We start from the raw sequence: 14,520 nt of genomic DNA, 5'->3' as shown, positions 1-14,520 counted from the left end.
GTGGTAGTGGCCTTGACGCACCAAGCCAAGGGGTCTAATACTTGGCACGGCTTTGATGTCGCAGGGAAAGACCTTTCATGGACCGCGCTGACTTATTTCCGCTTTAATGATGAAGGAAAAGTCGTTGAAGAAATTGTTGAGCGTAATGAATTGTTCATGGCCAAGCAACTGGGCATTTTTCAATACAACTAAAGCTGTTACATGCCTCTCGGTTTCGTCACTATAAAGCCCGAGCAAAGCGGCAGGCGCAATTTTAATGTGTTGCGCCAGGCTGTAGTTCACTGACTAAATAGCCAGAACTGGGCAGTCCATAGTTGAACAACCGCTTTTGCACGAAAACGAAAGCTAGCCTCCAATACCCTCAAATCGGAGTGCATCTCCACTACGAAGCTTCCGTAGTGCCCGATCCTTCCTCAGACTGAAGGTGAAGGGATAGCCCTACAGCCAGGCCAGGGGTCGGATCTCAAATCTGACCCTTTTGGATTTCAAATCCGTAAGGGGGGGGGGGGGATGGTCCAAAACTGGGCCATCGTCGGTATGCTCAAATCTAAGCGCATCAGGTGCTTGGACGAGATACGAGCAGAATTCAGCGCATCTGACTAACGCCCTCAAATCTGAGTGCATCACCGTGCGCTTAATTGCCAGCCACTCATGAAATCTCACTGCATATCGTCAAAATTATAGGCCAAGCAATCTGACTCCAATCAGAATTGCAGCTGAATATCTCGTAGCGAGAGCAATCGGTTGAATACTTAGCTGATTAGCGCATCGAATTGGCCGACTCCGTAATCATCCAGCGGCCTGCACACCCTGGCCGGCAACAAGGATCGCTCCGGCCACGCCAACATCCGCCCCATCCTGTTGCAACTGCTAAGCTACGACACGGCTGCGCTCGAACCGGTCTATGGCCGGCCGAGCGTGGTCAACCAAGGATGACTTCAGTTTCAACACCCGCGTCAATGCGCGGGTGGGTGTGAATGGCCATTGAGGTGGCGAGCAACAGGCGTCAACCTGCAAGGAGGCAGGCCGAATTTGATCAAGCGCATTGGAAATTCGAGTGCAGACAATGTTCCCGAGCCATTCAGTCGTGAAGAGATGGAGCGAGTCTTGGCGCAGCTACTAGCCAGTCCGTTGTTCGCCAAGTCCAGAACGATGGGCAGCCTGCTGCGTTTTCTGGCTGAGCACGACCTTCAACTCTCGGGCATCCCCCTCACAGAACACGCCATAGGCATCGCGGTGTTTCGCCGTGACCCTGCGGTCTACTGCACCGGCGACGATCCGGTGGTGCGGGTGCAGGTAGGCCGGTTGCGGCGCAAGCTCACCAGTCATTACGCCACATTTGGTCAACAGGACCCGGTACATCTGAGCGTTCCGGCCGGTTGTTATCGACTAGCGTACGAGCGGCTCAGGCCCCGGGGGACCGTCGCACACCACCGAGTCCTACAGATTCAGCCCTTTACCTGCATCACCCGTGATGGCGACGACTTTACTCGGGGGTTAAGTGAAGAGTTGAGCTGCAGGCTGTTCGAGTCACTCGAACAGACGCAGCCCCGTACAAACCATGTACTGATGAATGTGCCACAAAGCAGCGTAAAAGCACCTACCCGGGAACGGGCGGGATGCGGCAGCTATTCTCTGGAGGGCAGCGTGCGGGTGGAAGCAACCCGTGTCCGGACCTCCGTGCGCCTGATCGATGTCGCTCAGGGCCGTATCCGCTGGTCAGAGCAGTTCGATCGCAATCGACCCTATGGCATCGCCACCCAGGAAGATCTAGCTGAATCCATCTGTCGGTCGCTGACGGGATATTTCATTCGGGGTAGCAGTGACGATTCCTGAGAAGAAGGGGCAACCGCAAGGTTGCCCCGGGTACCGCGATTATTCCACTTTTACCGTAGTCCAAGCACCGTTAGCATAGTTGCGGGACGCATCATTTTCCTCGGTCATGTCGATTTCGATCGACATGGAACGCGAGTCGCTGAACATAGTGCTGGTCTCCACGCGCTGTTCGAACCACACGAGAATGGTCTCGACGGGGGTCAAAGAAATGTTGCCAGTGACCACTGGTGCCGTGGCAACGTAGATGGGGGTACTGATTTGTTCGTTATTGATGCCGGTGGAAAGCTGGGAAACCCCGGGGTGGATCGGACGGTATTCGTTCACCAAGGTAATGGCGGTCGCAGGGCCACCGGTCGTCGCCTTACCCATCAAACCGGTGCTGCCGAGCACCACCTGCTGTCCTAGGCCGACGTTGACTGCCTTGGTCTGGGCTCTAACTTGCACGCCGGCGAGGAAACTGTTGGTGCCGAACAACTGATACTGGGGCGTCCAGGTGAAGGTGTTGGTACTCAGGTAATCGTCATAGGACTGCCAGACCACGTTGAAATCGTTATTACCGACCTTCTTAGCAAAGCACAGCTTGTAGCCGCTATTTTTGAGCGTGATAAAGTCCTTATCGGCGATACTGATAGTGACCGTCTTGGTGGCTGCCGCCAGTGTCGACGTCAACAATTTAGCGTATTCGACAGTGCCCAGGGCCTTGGTGGCGCCCAAGATCTCCTTGACGGCCTCCTGAACGTTATCGTGCAGTTGCTGGTTTTGCTTACTCACAGCGATTGACTTACTCATGTTGTCCCTCTGTCTTGTTTGTGTGTTAGTCAATCAATGGGCAACGAGAGTCGAATCCGACAAGCGATCAGGTAGCACCCGTGACAGTTCTTCCATGCCTCCACTGGTGGGAGGCGGGTGGCGCCGATGATGTGTCACAACCCTGTAAGCACATTGACGACTTCACTGTAGGCAGAGGGCGCAGAGCGGCAAAGTGTCTTGGCGTTACAGTCGGGACAGTCATGAGTTCTGTTCCGGCCAGGAAGGTAACAGCCTGCGTAACGGTGTTGTATCAATGGGGGAGGACACCGGACGTTGTCTTCGGTAGGGGACGCGTGAGGGGAAACAGCAGGGCGGCCCTTCGACCGCCCCACCGTGGACTCATTGAGCAGGGTTACCCACCCGGGCGTCGTACCAATCGAAGCTCCAGCTGGTTCGTTTGCCATTGGCAACCACGATCAGCTTGTTCTCATAGGTGTTGTGAGTGACCTTGCCGGTAAACTCCAGCTTTCGGCTTTCGTTGTCTCCGGTCACCTTACCCGGCTCTCCACCGGACTCGACCATAGCTACCCTCATGTCCTTTTCCGACGGGGCACTTTTATCTCCTTTTCTAACTATTACGAAGCTCTTATTGTCATTCATCGTGTCACCTCTTCCGTGATTGGGGGGTCAGTGGAGAACAGTGCCGACAAGCTCCCATGGCCCTGCAAACACACTGAAGGCATTACTCTATTGGCCTGCCGAGCGCCGCAGAAGTGACAACAAGCCCGGTAAAGTAACAACCTGGATACGGCCCCCATCGGGCAACGTAACCGACACGTATCAGCCATAGCCCAATCGAACCGGATCGCCCGACTCCACAAAAGTGTGGAGACGCCCCGCCGCCCAATAACGTTAACCCACCGTTATCTAACGTTGGCCAGGCCTGACAGCAGGCTGGAGCAGGTGCGATTTAATTGTGATCATGGCTCACATTTGAGCCATGGGGTCGTGAAGCGCTACCCCATCCAACTCTGTCCCTGAGACAGAATTGTGCCCAGATCAAACCAGAGTGAGACTCCATCACTTTGCCCCCAGTTGCATCCCGGCTGGTTTTACGAGCCGATCGTAAAAGCCCTTTGGCGAAAAGGCGCTCGATAGCTGCGACCACATCGTTGTGTCTGACGTTAACGAGATCGGCTATTTCGCGTGGCGACATTGTCCGCGACACGTTTTCATTATTCGCAAAACGTGTCGCGACACCTGCCCTACCGAAATTAGAGGTCAGCCTGCGAAAAATTGCGCTGGCCCAGTGTGTAACTTTCGTTTCTGCGACATCCTTTTCACGTAGCCCTCACAGAGTTGAGCGCAGATTACGCTTGCTCCCTCGTAATCTTTTAAGCCCGCCCGCATGCGGGCTTTTTGTTGTCCAAAATACCCCCTCACGCGACACATTTTGCGAATCACGAAAACGTGTCGCGACACCTGCCCTACCGAAATGGGAGGCCAGGTCCAATGTCCAGCAATCGGACTTTGGCCACCACCTGGATCTAAAATCTATGTCGGATCTGAAATCCAACTTCCCCCAGTGAAGGGTGCTCCTCAAGTAGAGGAAGAGCGCTCGATCCGCACTACCCTGCAACGGAGTAGTGACCTAGCTCTTCCAACTTGGCCAGATTTGAAATCGACTCAAGGTGTGGTGCTGACGACCTGAACGAGCCCCATGAAAGACAGGACACCGTTTCCCCCTTACGATAAGGGATAGGCAAACGGTTATGTTTATGACTAACAGCAACGATAAGAGTGGGGAGCTTTTGGGCCAGGAGCGGCGGCGCCGCTGGAGCCCAGAGCAAAAGTTGGCCATGGTTCGCGAGAGCCTTGAGCCAGGGCAAAGTGTGTCGGTCGTCGCTCGGCGCAACGGCATCAATGCCAACCAGTTATTCCTGTGGCGCAAGCTGTATCAGGACGGCAGCCTGTCGGCGGTCAGCGCGGCGAAGCAGTCGTGCCTGCCTCCGAGCTGAGCGATGCGCTCAAGCAGATCCGTGAACTGCAACGGATGTTGGGCAAGAAAACGATGGAAGCGGAAATCCTCAAAGAAGCCGTGGAGATCGCCCGGTCGCGAAAATGGATTGCGCACTCACCCTTGTTGCCGGGGGACGACCAGTGAAGCTGGTCAGCGAATGTCTCGGTGTGGCGCGCTCGCAATTAACGGTTCGAATCAAGCAATCGGTATCGCCCAAGACACGGCGAAGCAGGCCTGTGAACGACGCTGAGTTGGTGGCCGAAATCCAGCAGCAGGTCAGCGAACTGCCGAGCTATGGCTACCGTCGAGTCTGGGGATTGCTGCGTCGCGCCCGTGAAACCCAGTTGCTGCCCACGATCAACGTGAAGCGGGTTTACCGGGTGATGCGTGATCACAACCTGCTGCTTGAACGCCGGATCAAACAGCCCGGCGTGCCCCGTCGGCACGAAGGCCGTATTGCGGTGCAAACCAGTGATACGCGTTGGTGCTCGGACGGCTTTGAATTCCGTTGTGAGGACGGCGCCAAACTGAGCGTGACCTTCGCCCTGGATTGCTGTGATCGCGAAGCCATCGGCTGGGTCGCCAGCCCGACCGGGTACAGCGGCGATGACATCCGCGACTTGATGTTGGAAAGCGTGGAGAAGCGCTTCGGTGATCAACTGCCTGCAACGCCGGTGCAGTGGCTCAGCGATAACGGCTCGGCCTACACCGCCGAACAGACGCGCCTGTTTGCTCGACAGATCGGCTTGCAGCCGGTGACCACACCAGTGCGCAGCCCACAGAGTAACGGCATGGCAGAGAGCTTCGTGAAGACGATCAAACGGGATTACGTGGCGCACATGCCCAAGCCGGATCGAGAAACGGCGCTGCGTAACCTGGCCATTGCCTTCGAACATTACAACGAGCAGCATCCGCACAGCGCCTTGAACTATCGCTCGCCGAGGGAGTTCAGGCGCTTCGCAGTAGCATCAATTTAACGGGGAGTTGGTGTCCGGTTTTATAGGGGCAAGTCCACGACCTAAAGGTTGGGCCGCATCTCTAATCTCGGATCAGTCGAAACCTGGCAATGTGCTTTTTCTCTCGCTGGGCGCCCAAGCAGTGCTTGCCTTGTCCATGTTGCTGGCCTACTACCAGGGTTATTCCATTATATCCGTGCTCATGTTCGTTCTGCTGTTCCGGGCATGTTTTACTCCAGGACAGAGTGTCATACAGTCCATGCTTCTGGAACTGGTACCGGAGAACCTTCGGGCAACCGTGTACAGCTTGGTCCAGGTTTTCGTTTTACTCATCTACGCGTCGTACTCCGCTTATCTGACAGTTGGCGGTAAGGGCGTCGAGCCGCCGGATACTATCTTTCTTCAAATATTTATCCTGACCATCCTGAGTGCATCGCTTGCCGCCGTGCTATTTCTTCGCGGCTACGCGGTCAAACTTGGCTATGAATGAACCTGGAGGGTGTATGGAATACTCGGGTGAAGGCTTTTCCCTTCGAACAATGGTACGTGACGATTTTGAGTTGATTAACCTCTACGAAAAGGCGAACCGCAGGCACCTGCAGCTCTGGGAGCCCCTGAGGGACGAGCAGTATTTCACCATTGAAAGCGCCAGGGCCAAGGTCGAGCTGCAGGTGGAAAGCATGCAAGCCGGAGGCTCTATTTTTTTCCTCATACTGGAACCTGAGAGCGGAGAGGTGCTAGGGCGGTGTAACTACACGAATATCGTGAAAGGCGTTTTCCAGGCATGTAATCTTGGCTTTTCGTTGGCAGAAAGTGCCCAAGGCCAGGGTTTGATGAAAAAGTCGCTTCAGGTCACCAACCGTTACTGCTTTGAGCAGATGGGCCTGCACCGGATCATGGCCAATCACTTGCCAAGCAACGTGCGAAGTGAACGACTTCTGGAGTCGCTGGGCTTCGAAAAGGAAGGACATGCGCGAGCCTATCTGAAAATTGCTGGCGCCTGGGAGGACCATACGCTGAGGTCGTTGATCAACCCTCGTGACACCTCCCATTGATTCGAGGTGGGCGCAATCCATTGTTTGGGCCGCTGGCCGGAGGGCGTCACTTGCAAAGGATCACCTCACCCACGACCTCATGGATGGCGCTTTGTATTGACCTGTGATGTTGCCGCCGACGCAGGATTGCCCCTAGTGCCGATATGTCACCGACCCAATCTGACTCTTCTTGAACCACTACCCATGGTGAGGTTCCGACGATAGGATGTTGGTCATTCTAGAATCGGCAGTTGGGTCAGTTCGGCGTCAGCGTCAACAATCAGGATCCTTCAGCAGCTGTAACGTGACACCAGCAGGGGTTTCGGCCCTTGTTTTTTGTTTCCGGGATTCCCCACCAGTGCTCCGGCCAGGGACTGGCGGGAAAAGTGGAGCCCATCACCGGATAGCAAAAGCCCGCCAATTGGCAGGCTAAACATGCAGTGACTTACCAGCTCCCGTAGGGGATTCCGTACTTTTCGACATACTGTTTGGAAGCCTCCGTCTGGGGATAGTAACGCCCACCGGATAGTCCAAGAGCAGGTCCCTTGGGCTCTATTTCGACTTGAACATGTGCGACTTTTACCGGACGCAGGCATTCATCCATCACCCAGACTTGCACGATGCCCCCGGTGCAAGCCCGAACCGCACAGAGGCTCTCTTCGGGATTGCAGCCATCTCGGGGATACTTGGACAATCCATGGTCAAGGCTTTACGCATGACCTGCCGCGCACTTTCCGGTACCTCAATCCAGCCTTGGTAGGTTTGCGGCTCGACCACCGATTGCCAGCGAACATAGATACGTACCGGAAGTTTTGCATCCCGCACATACCTTTCTTTGCCTGCTCCAGTCACTGCCCAGCCACGGGCCCCATCAGTGCCGTTTTTTCTTCCTCCAGAAGCGCTGCTTCCAATCCCACGGTACAGGTTCCCATCTACATCGACCGTGGCACTATCCTCAACCCAGCCACCCATTGAGTAAGGCGTGACAAAACCTAGCGCCCACGGCCCCGCGTCCGGGCCCGAGTGCCCCCAGGACACGCCCGAGGCTTGGCAACTGCTCAGCAACAATGCCCCCAACAAGATCCATAGTGTTCGCACGTTCGTGACTCCTAGTCGGGTACATGGGGATGCTGCACGCGGATCCCGTCCGTGGTGGGGGCATTAAAATAGAGTAATCCCGCACTGGTGCGCGGAATTGAGCCTTGCAGAATCGTCGGAGGGTTCCAGTTGGCCGAAGTGTGAATATACCTCAGCTTGAGCAACTGCTCTTCGGCTGGTGTCGTGCTGTAGTCACCCGCGACAAAGCGGTCACAAAGCGCCTGGAGTTCGGACGATACGACATAGCGCGGGTCTGAGTCTTCGAGATGATCGAACCTTACCCCCTTCTGCTTGGCCAACTCGTACATCACCCGCAGGTAAACCCGCGACAGCTCACCTCGTACTGGTCGCTTGAGCTGCAACGCCGCATAGACACGCTTGGTAGGGTTCAAACGGTCCTGCTCAGAAGGTGGTAACCCACGAACATACGGCGTCACGATTTCTAGCATCTCGGCCGGCCAGCCATTGGCCACCCACTGAGCCTTCACCTGTTGTGCATCCCGATAAATCGACGTGTACTTCACGTCAGTAGTGACGGGAACATCCAGCGCCTGCATCGGGCTGACCAGCAGGCATTCATTGCCCTCAGGAAAGTAACCGCCGCCAATGTCCGAATGCACACCAGGCACCGTGTATTCGGGATGGTCGGCTTTCACGCGGGTCAGGGGGAAGTTGGCGCGGATTTCATCCCTGGCAGCCAATTGGACAACATTAGGAAACATGCTGCGAGGAAGGTAGAGATTGAGCCACGGCGCTTTTTGACTACGCACATAGCCAAGATTGGCCAGGCCACCAACCGACGCCACCGTGTCGAACAATCCGATAAAGCCCATTTGGATATCTTGCTGGTATTCACCGCCGAAAGTCTCGTGGAACGCCCGACGAAACATCTTGATAGTTTGTCCCAGTGGGCCTTTCTGTCCCAGCGCCACTTCGTTGGCAAAGTGCCGTGCAGCTGCTGCGCCCCGGCTGAAACCAAAGGTGTCGAAAGTCAGATTGACAATCTTAGAGTCCGGGTTGGTTTGGGTGAAATTGCGAATAGTCCTCATGACTTCACGAAAGGCGTCCTCTACTTTGGCACTCACCCCAGTTGCGCCGCGCCCCATACCGGCCCCCATTAGGCTATCAGCCTGGCCGGATGAGGTGCCTATCCCCTCGACGTAGAGGGCTTGGAAAAATTGGTGCTGTTCTCCTTCGTCCTGAATCTCTTCAGGGGAAAAATACAAATCACTGAGTTTCTTGACGTTCGACTCATCATTCGCATAGCTGCTGTCCGGATCACTCATGTACGGTTTACAGGTCGCATCCAGGTCTTCGGGCTTGATGGGGTGGCTAGCGCCACACAGCAGCCCCAATGCGCCGTTGTTTGCGTTGTTCAGCGTGCCATCGAAGAACACGCCAATGCGCAGGGTGATCCCGACAGAACTCTCTTCCTCAAGCTCTTCCTCCTCTTCCTCTTCCTCCAAGCCGGAGTTATCCACAACAGCGGCTGGCTCTGGCGTAGGCGTCAGTGCGGAGACGGTGGGTACGTAGCTGGAGGGTTCAACCAGATGAGCAGGCATCGGACTAACGGGAGAGACCGGCGCAGGCGTGAAATTGTTGCCGATGATAATGCTCGACGACCCACCGGTGATGGTGTCGCCATGAGTGCCTTGCGAGCCAATGACCAGGGAGGCCTGACCATTGATTTTCACCGAGGACATGGCCCCCATAGTCAGCACACTACCGCAGGTGGTGCAGTCAGTTACCCGGGCTGCGGGTAGACCATCGAAAAACACATTGGGAGAGCCTGAGTCGATTGCAGTTGCGCCACAGCGGGGGCAACTGACGGTATCGGTCTTGCGGGCAGCGGGTTTGCCGGACATTGCCGACCTCCATATCAGCACATTGAAGGGGTTGGACCATGCCGACAACGAAAAGTCCTGACAATCAGAAAAATCTGAAATGTTGCTCAATCGGATGAAAAAACTTGTAACAAGGCCATTCAGCTGCGTACGCCCACTGAATGCTGACAGTCAAAGTCTTAACACCTGGAGAAGTGGGGACTAGGAGGGAGGAAAGATCGAGAAAGTTAGCGCGCAATCGTGCTAACTACCTGATTATATTGGTGTCCCAGGGCAGGTTCGAACTGCCAACCTTCCCCTTAGGAGGGGGATGCTCTATCCAATTGAGCTACTGAGACACATGCCGGCCGCAAGGACATGCGGCGCGAAGGACGGCGTGCATCTTAACGGGCAAGCCCGGCTTTGTCATGTCGTCTGTAGGGCTTATTAAGTGTAGGCAAGTGCCAGCTTCGATGAGCGTAAGCAGTGTTCCAGACTGCCGAACCTTTTGAACACTTTATTCAATGCGTCACGCGGCCTCGATCGCAGCATCAAATTCGATCCGCATTTGCGCTGATACCCTCTCGCGTCAATAGAGCCAGCAAGCTGTCGACAGCAGTGGAAAGCTCGCCAGAATTGTCCAACTGAAAAATCCCTTCCGAGTCTTCCCGAGCAGCATCCGTTGAAAACAGGGCATTGCGCTCAAGTCGGGCTTCGATTTCCTCAGCGCTCTCCCGCCCTCGCCGCTCAAGACGTTTGCGCAGGGCATCGGTTTTTACCGTCAGCAATATGGGCAACAATGTCGGAAAACGCGTCATAGCTTCAGACAAATGACCTCTTGAGCCGTTGATCAGTACATGGCGGCCGTCACTTAACCAGCGATCGATCTCTGCCGGAATGCCGTAATCAAGCCCATTGGCGCGCCAGCACAGCGCAAAATCGCCTTCGCGCCTCATCTGAGCAAATTGCTCCGTAGTAACACCCATAGCGTCTTCACCGACTGACTCAGCCGACCGGGTAATCACCCTGCGCACCACAACGCAATCAAGGCCAAGCAAAGAGTCGCGGGCCGCATCGATCAGGCTGTCTTTGCCGGAGCCGGACGGCCCCATCAAATAAATAAGTCTGCCGCGCATCCCTATTTCACCCCCCATTACATGCTTGCCCTAGTAAATCGGCCATTTGCCACTATTCTGTATCTTGTAAGGAACGAAGATCGTCTCCGCATAGCATGCACGCTCAGAAGCGCTCAAGCACCCACCTGACGGGCAAAGAGGACGCGGTCAGATGTACGGGCCCGGTAACTGTTTTCAAACCAGTCCGCATTTCTGATAAATGGTGCTGGCATAACGCCTGCTTCCAGTTCAATATTTGTCACAGAATTGACGCCAATGATCTGGCAATTTTGAGGCATGATGCGGGCCTCTTATCAATTCAGGTTGAACATTTGGTAACGAAGCCTGTCCTACATGACATCCTGCGGCCAATTCCGAGAACCGCTCCCCTGAACTAACCGGTTAAATATATGCGCCCATTGAAACAGGCAATCTATTCCAGCCGTACGGCTGACAAGTTCGTCGTACGTCTGCCAGACGGGATGCGTGAACGCATTGCCGAGGTGGCTCGCAATCATCACCGCAGCATGAATTCCGAGATCATCGCGCGCCTCGAGCAGAGTCTTATTCAGGAAGGCGCGCTGGGCGAAGAATTGAGCATGCGTCTGGACAGCCCCGAGCTGTCACTGCACGAACGCGAACTGCTTCAACGTTTCCGTCAACTCTCCCACCGCCAGCAAAACGCACTGGTTTCGCTAATTGCCCATGACGCCGAAATGGCTGCAGACGCCTCCTGATTACATCCCGTAAGCTCTAGCCAGCCATGTGCTGGCTTTTTTTTGCCTGAAATTCAGCCAATCGCTGACTCAACGACACGCTCAGCTGCCATCGACATGATGCTAATAGATTGAAAATGAGGGTGCGCGGCCTGCTGGCTTGAGCAGGACCGCGCAAGAGAAACTCAGAGCAGGAAGATCGTCGCCAACCCGAGGAAGATGAAGAAGCCGCCGCTGTCGGTCATGGCCGTGATCATGACACTCGCGCCCATTGCAGGGTCGCGCCCGACACGTGCCAGGGTCATCGGAATCAAAACCCCCATCAACGCCGCCAGCAACAGGTTCAAGGTCATTGCGGCAGTCATCACCACACCCAGTGACCAACTGCCATACAGCAGGTAGGCCACCACGCCGATGACCCCACCCCAGACCAGGCCATTGATCAAACCAACCGCCAACTCCTTGCGCATGAGGCGCGAAGTATTACCGGTGCTGACCTGATCGAGCGCCATGGCACGCACAATCATGGTGATCGTCTGGTTGCCGGAGTTGCCGCCAATACCGGCAACAATCGGCATCAACGCTGCCAGGGCCACCAGCTTCTCGATAGAACCTTCAAACAGCCCGATCACTCGCGACGCAACAAACGCGGTAATCAGGTTGATCGCCAGCCAGGCCCAGCGGTTACGCAAGGATTTCCAGACTGACGCGAAAATATCTTCCTCTTCACGCAGACCCGCCATGTTGAGAACTTCGTTTTCGCTCTCTTCACGAATCAGGTCGACCATCTCGTCGATAGTCAGACGACCAATGAGCTTGTCGTTTTTGTCGACCACCGGAGCCGAAATCAAGTCGTAACGCTCAAAAGCCTGCGCGGCATCATAGGCATCTTCATCCGGGTGAAAACTCACCGGATCGCTGGCCATGACTTCCGAGACTTGCTTGTCAGGATCGTTGACCAGCAGTCGCTTGATGGGCAGCACGCCCTTGAGCACACCGTCATAGTCAACCACGAACAACTTGTCGGTATGGCCTGGCAATTCTTTCAGGCGACGCAAGTAACGCAGAACCACTTCAAGACTGACATCCTCGCGGATCGTCACCATCTCGAAGTCCATCAATGCACCGACCTGCTCCTCGTCATAGGACAACGCGGAGCGAACGCGCTCACGCTGTTGACCATCAAGGGTTTCCATCAGTTCGTGGACGACGTCTCGCGGCAGCTCGGGGGCCAGGTCAGCAAGTTCGTCGGCATCCATTTCCTTGGCCGCTGCCAAGAGCTCCTGATCATCCATGTCGGCAATCAGGGTTTCGCGAACCGAGTCGGATACTTCAAGCAGGATGTCGCCGTCGCGCTCGGCCTTGACCAACTGCCAGACAGTCAGACGCTCGGCGAGCGGCAAGGCTTCAAGGATGTAAGCAACGTCGGCGGAGTGCAGATCATCGAGCTTGCGTTGCAACTCGACGAGGTTTTGCCGGTGGACCAGGTTCTCGACCAGATCGTGATGATGACCTTCCTGGCGATGAGTCAGGTCTTCGACCACCCGCTGACGCTGCAGCAGCTCAACGACTTGAGCAAGGCGGTCTTGCAAGCTTTCTTGCGTTTTCTTTACTTCAACTTCAGTCATAGGCGAACTCCACTCCCAGCAGCGGGGCACGCCGGAAGGATCAATCAGTCAATTCATGATTGGTAAAACGGGATGCTGAGTAACTACTGGGTAAGTCCATGGAGGTATTCCACAAGCCCCGGCGGGGCTGACGGGCGCAATCATACACCGCCTGGCGGTTTTAAACGTTAAAAAAACCGGCCCAGAACAAGCGCTTGCGAGACAAACCTGAGCGCTGTCCGCATCTATGAAACTGCGACGACTCATCCTGAAAAGAAAACACACCCTGCTGAAAAATGTAGCAACTACCCTTGATCGTGACCGTCATGGAGGACGCCCAATGCCCAGGATAAAACTCGTAACCCTGCTGATCACCCTACTCTGCCTGCCCCTACAGGCCACTGCAACGACTGTGCATCGATGCGAAGACGCCAAGGGCCGCATCACCTACACGACGCTGAGCTGCCCTCCTGGAGAGGCACTGTCGCGACTGAACATTTACAGCCCAAGCGTTTTCAAATCCGAGGCAATGCTCCCCAGCGCCAAGCATCAGGAAACATCAGGTATTAAAAGCACACCGAGAGACCCGACCGTTGTCGGCCAAATGAATGACAAATGCGGAAATCTGCTCAGCGCCAAGGAGCGGCGCGAAGCAATCATCAATCAGCGGATCGTTCCCGGCATGAGCCAGCAGGAAGTTGAAAGCGCGCTGGGCAAACCAGACAAGATCAGCATTCGAAACGCGACGACGAATTATCGCTACGACAGCAAGAAAGGCCGGAGCGCGCAAATCGTGTTCGATGAGAAGGGATGCGTAAAAGGCAAATCCCAGACAGCAAAAAGCCCGCGTTAGACGCAGGCTTTTTGGTGTATGGTGCACTCGACAGGATTCGAACCTGTGACCGCTCGGTTCGTAGCCGAGTACTCTATCCAGCTGAGCTACGAGTGCAATTTGTGTTTTTATACCAGATCACAACTGGTTGAAGCCAGGTTACCTGCATTACTGCAAACAACCCTTAAATGGTGCACTCGACAGGATTCGAACCTGTGACCGCTCGGTTCGTAGCCGAGTACTCTATCCAGCTGAGCTACGAGTGCATTTGTTGCCGCGCATTATAGGCCGTTGAATCTTTTTGTAAAGCGCTTTTTTCTAGTAATTTCAACAACTTACCGAAGAAGCCAGATTACAACGTACTAAACAAATAATGGCGGAGAACGGGGGATTCGAACCCCCGACACCCTTTTGAGGTGTACTCCCTTAGCAGGGGAGCGCCTTCGGCCACTCGGCCAGCTCTCCGCAACACGGGGCGTATCTTAACCAACCTTTTCCCCGTTTGCAAACATAAAAAACGATAAAAATTAATGGCTTGGTTCGTCGTCCTTCTCTTTCTTGATCCGCAGGTAGATTTCCTCACGGTGAACAGCCACCTCTTTAGGCGCGTTAACGCCAATACGCACTTGATTTCCTTTGACGCCGAGCACGGTCACGGTGATTTCGCCATCACCAATAATCAGGCTTTCTGCGCACCGACGAGTCAGAATCAGCATACCTTTCTCCTCACGCA

Annotated in this window: 12 protein-coding genes, 4 tRNA genes and 2 pseudogenes (1 of these 18 only partly in view); 7 read left to right on the top strand and 11 right to left on the bottom strand. The window is 55.0% G+C overall.

The features are described from left to right. Together BLL42_RS20975 and BLL42_RS20970 are read left to right on the top strand one after the other, a co-directional pair. Positions 1-192: the final stretch of an ester cyclase gene (locus BLL42_RS20975; protein ID WP_071553806.1), read on the top strand. 231 nt of this gene lie to the left of the window's left edge; 192 of the gene's 423 nt are visible here — the last part of the coding sequence; its start codon lies off the left edge, out of view; it ends in the stop codon at positions 190-192. 840 nt (positions 193-1,032) lie between these two features. Then, positions 1,033-1,836: a hypothetical protein gene (locus BLL42_RS20970; RefSeq protein ID WP_071553804.1), complete on the top strand. Its 804-nt coding sequence runs from the start codon at positions 1,033-1,035 to the stop codon at positions 1,834-1,836. Positions 1,837-1,875: 39 nt separating this feature from the next. Here BLL42_RS20970 and BLL42_RS20965 read toward each other — a convergent pair whose 3' ends face one another. Together BLL42_RS20965 and BLL42_RS20960 are read right to left on the bottom strand one after the other, a co-directional pair. Continuing rightward, complete coding sequence (locus tag BLL42_RS20965) at positions 1,876-2,625, bottom strand: hypothetical protein (protein WP_071553803.1); 750 nt, start codon at positions 2,623-2,625, stop codon at positions 1,876-1,878. A gap of 360 nt (positions 2,626-2,985) precedes the next feature. Beyond that, positions 2,986-3,180 carry a hypothetical protein gene (locus tag BLL42_RS20960; RefSeq protein ID WP_236721918.1) on the bottom strand — a complete coding sequence of 65 codons (195 nt, stop codon included), beginning with the start codon at positions 3,178-3,180 and terminating at the stop codon, positions 2,986-2,988. Positions 3,181-4,364: 1,184 nt separating this feature from the next. Between BLL42_RS20960 and BLL42_RS29290 the strand changes: the two are divergent. The 3 genes and pseudogenes from BLL42_RS29290 to BLL42_RS20940 all read left to right on the top strand — a co-directional run bounded on the left by BLL42_RS29290 (position 4,365) and on the right by BLL42_RS20940 (position 6,617). Continuing rightward, positions 4,365-5,583 (top strand): annotated as a pseudogene (locus BLL42_RS29290) (IS3 family transposase). A gap of 10 nt (positions 5,584-5,593) precedes the next feature. Next, positions 5,594-6,052 carry a hypothetical protein gene (locus BLL42_RS20945; RefSeq protein ID WP_129586969.1) on the top strand — a complete coding sequence of 153 codons (459 nt, stop codon included), beginning with the start codon at positions 5,594-5,596 and terminating at the stop codon, positions 6,050-6,052. Between the two features lie 13 nt (positions 6,053-6,065). Further along, entirely contained in the window at positions 6,066-6,617 is a 552-nt protein-coding gene (locus BLL42_RS20940) for a GNAT family N-acetyltransferase (RefSeq protein WP_071553795.1), read from the top strand. Between the two features lie 424 nt (positions 6,618-7,041). On the opposite strand, the pseudogene BLL42_RS31125 reads toward BLL42_RS20940, so the two are convergent. From BLL42_RS31125 to phnN, 4 genes and pseudogenes are all read right to left on the bottom strand, one after another. After that, a pseudogene (locus BLL42_RS31125) lies at positions 7,042-7,694 on the bottom strand (DUF2931 family protein). Between the two features lie 11 nt (positions 7,695-7,705). Then, the gene (locus BLL42_RS20930) at positions 7,706-9,559 is read right to left on the bottom strand and encodes a phospholipase effector Tle1 domain-containing protein (RefSeq protein WP_071553793.1); all 1,854 of its coding nucleotides are present in this window, start codon (positions 9,557-9,559) and stop codon (positions 7,706-7,708) included. Positions 9,560-9,799: 240 nt separating this feature from the next. Continuing rightward, positions 9,800-9,876 (bottom strand) — tRNA-Arg (locus BLL42_RS20925). 192 nt (positions 9,877-10,068) lie between these two features. After that, positions 10,069-10,653: a phosphonate metabolism protein/1,5-bisphosphokinase (PRPP-forming) PhnN gene (phnN, locus tag BLL42_RS20920; protein ID WP_071555811.1), complete on the bottom strand. Its 585-nt coding sequence runs from the start codon at positions 10,651-10,653 to the stop codon at positions 10,069-10,071. 389 nt (positions 10,654-11,042) lie between these two features. On the opposite strand from phnN, the gene BLL42_RS20915 reads away from it, so the two are divergent. Next, positions 11,043-11,369, top strand: coding sequence for an Arc family DNA-binding protein (locus BLL42_RS20915; RefSeq protein ID WP_003178899.1), 327 nt, complete (start codon positions 11,043-11,045; stop codon positions 11,367-11,369). Between the two features lie 164 nt (positions 11,370-11,533). Here the strand turns inward: BLL42_RS20915 and mgtE are convergent, their stop codons facing one another. After that, positions 11,534-12,976: a magnesium transporter gene (gene mgtE / locus BLL42_RS20910; RefSeq protein WP_071553791.1), complete on the bottom strand. Its 1,443-nt coding sequence runs from the start codon at positions 12,974-12,976 to the stop codon at positions 11,534-11,536. 319 nt (positions 12,977-13,295) lie between these two features. On the opposite strand from mgtE, the gene BLL42_RS20905 reads away from it, so the two are divergent. Then, positions 13,296-13,808, top strand: a complete 513-nt coding sequence (locus tag BLL42_RS20905) for a DUF4124 domain-containing protein (RefSeq protein WP_071553789.1) — start codon at positions 13,296-13,298, stop codon at positions 13,806-13,808. 19 nt (positions 13,809-13,827) lie between these two features. Here the strand turns inward: BLL42_RS20905 and BLL42_RS20900 are convergent. The 4 genes from BLL42_RS20900 to csrA form a co-directional block, all read right to left on the bottom strand. Continuing rightward, positions 13,828-13,904 (bottom strand) — tRNA-Arg (locus BLL42_RS20900). Positions 13,905-13,976: 72 nt separating this feature from the next. Then, positions 13,977-14,053: transfer RNA gene (locus BLL42_RS20895), tRNA-Arg, on the bottom strand. Positions 14,054-14,161: 108 nt separating this feature from the next. Continuing rightward, a tRNA-Ser gene (locus BLL42_RS20890) sits at positions 14,162-14,252 on the bottom strand. A gap of 62 nt (positions 14,253-14,314) precedes the next feature. Continuing rightward, positions 14,315-14,503 (bottom strand): carbon storage regulator CsrA, encoded by a 189-nt coding sequence (csrA, locus tag BLL42_RS20885; protein WP_003178872.1) that lies wholly within the window; start codon positions 14,501-14,503, stop codon positions 14,315-14,317. Positions 14,504-14,520: the final 17 nt, after the last annotated feature.

The sequence above is a fragment of the Pseudomonas frederiksbergensis genome, from assembly GCF_001874645.1.
GTDB lineage: Bacteria > Pseudomonadota > Gammaproteobacteria > Pseudomonadales > Pseudomonadaceae > Aquipseudomonas > Aquipseudomonas frederiksbergensis_B.
The sequence above is the reverse complement of the archived record's forward strand: the minus strand, read 5'-3'. Positions and strand labels throughout refer to the sequence as shown.

Coding starts and splice junctions, on each gene's coding strand:
- BLL42_RS20965 (WP_071553803.1), bottom strand. CDS start 2,625: ATGAGTAAGTCAATCGCTGTGAGTAAGCAAAACCAGCAACTGCACGAT.
- BLL42_RS20960 (WP_236721918.1), bottom strand. CDS start 3,180: ATGAGGGTAGCTATGGTCGAGTCCGGTGGAGAGCCGGGTAAGGTGACC.
- BLL42_RS20940 (WP_071553795.1), top strand. CDS start 6,066: ATGGAATACTCGGGTGAAGGCTTTTCCCTTCGAACAATGGTACGTGAC.
- BLL42_RS20930 (WP_071553793.1), bottom strand. CDS start 9,559: ATGTCCGGCAAACCCGCTGCCCGCAAGACCGATACCGTCAGTTGCCCC.
- phnN (WP_071555811.1), bottom strand. CDS start 10,653: ATGCGCGGCAGACTTATTTATTTGATGGGGCCGTCCGGCTCCGGCAAA.
- BLL42_RS20915 (WP_003178899.1), top strand. CDS start 11,043: ATGCGCCCATTGAAACAGGCAATCTATTCCAGCCGTACGGCTGACAAG.
- mgtE (WP_071553791.1), bottom strand. CDS start 12,976: ATGACTGAAGTTGAAGTAAAGAAAACGCAAGAAAGCTTGCAAGACCGC.
- BLL42_RS20905 (WP_071553789.1), top strand. CDS start 13,296: ATGCCCAGGATAAAACTCGTAACCCTGCTGATCACCCTACTCTGCCTG.
- csrA (WP_003178872.1), bottom strand. CDS start 14,503: ATGCTGATTCTGACTCGTCGGTGCGCAGAAAGCCTGATTATTGGTGAT.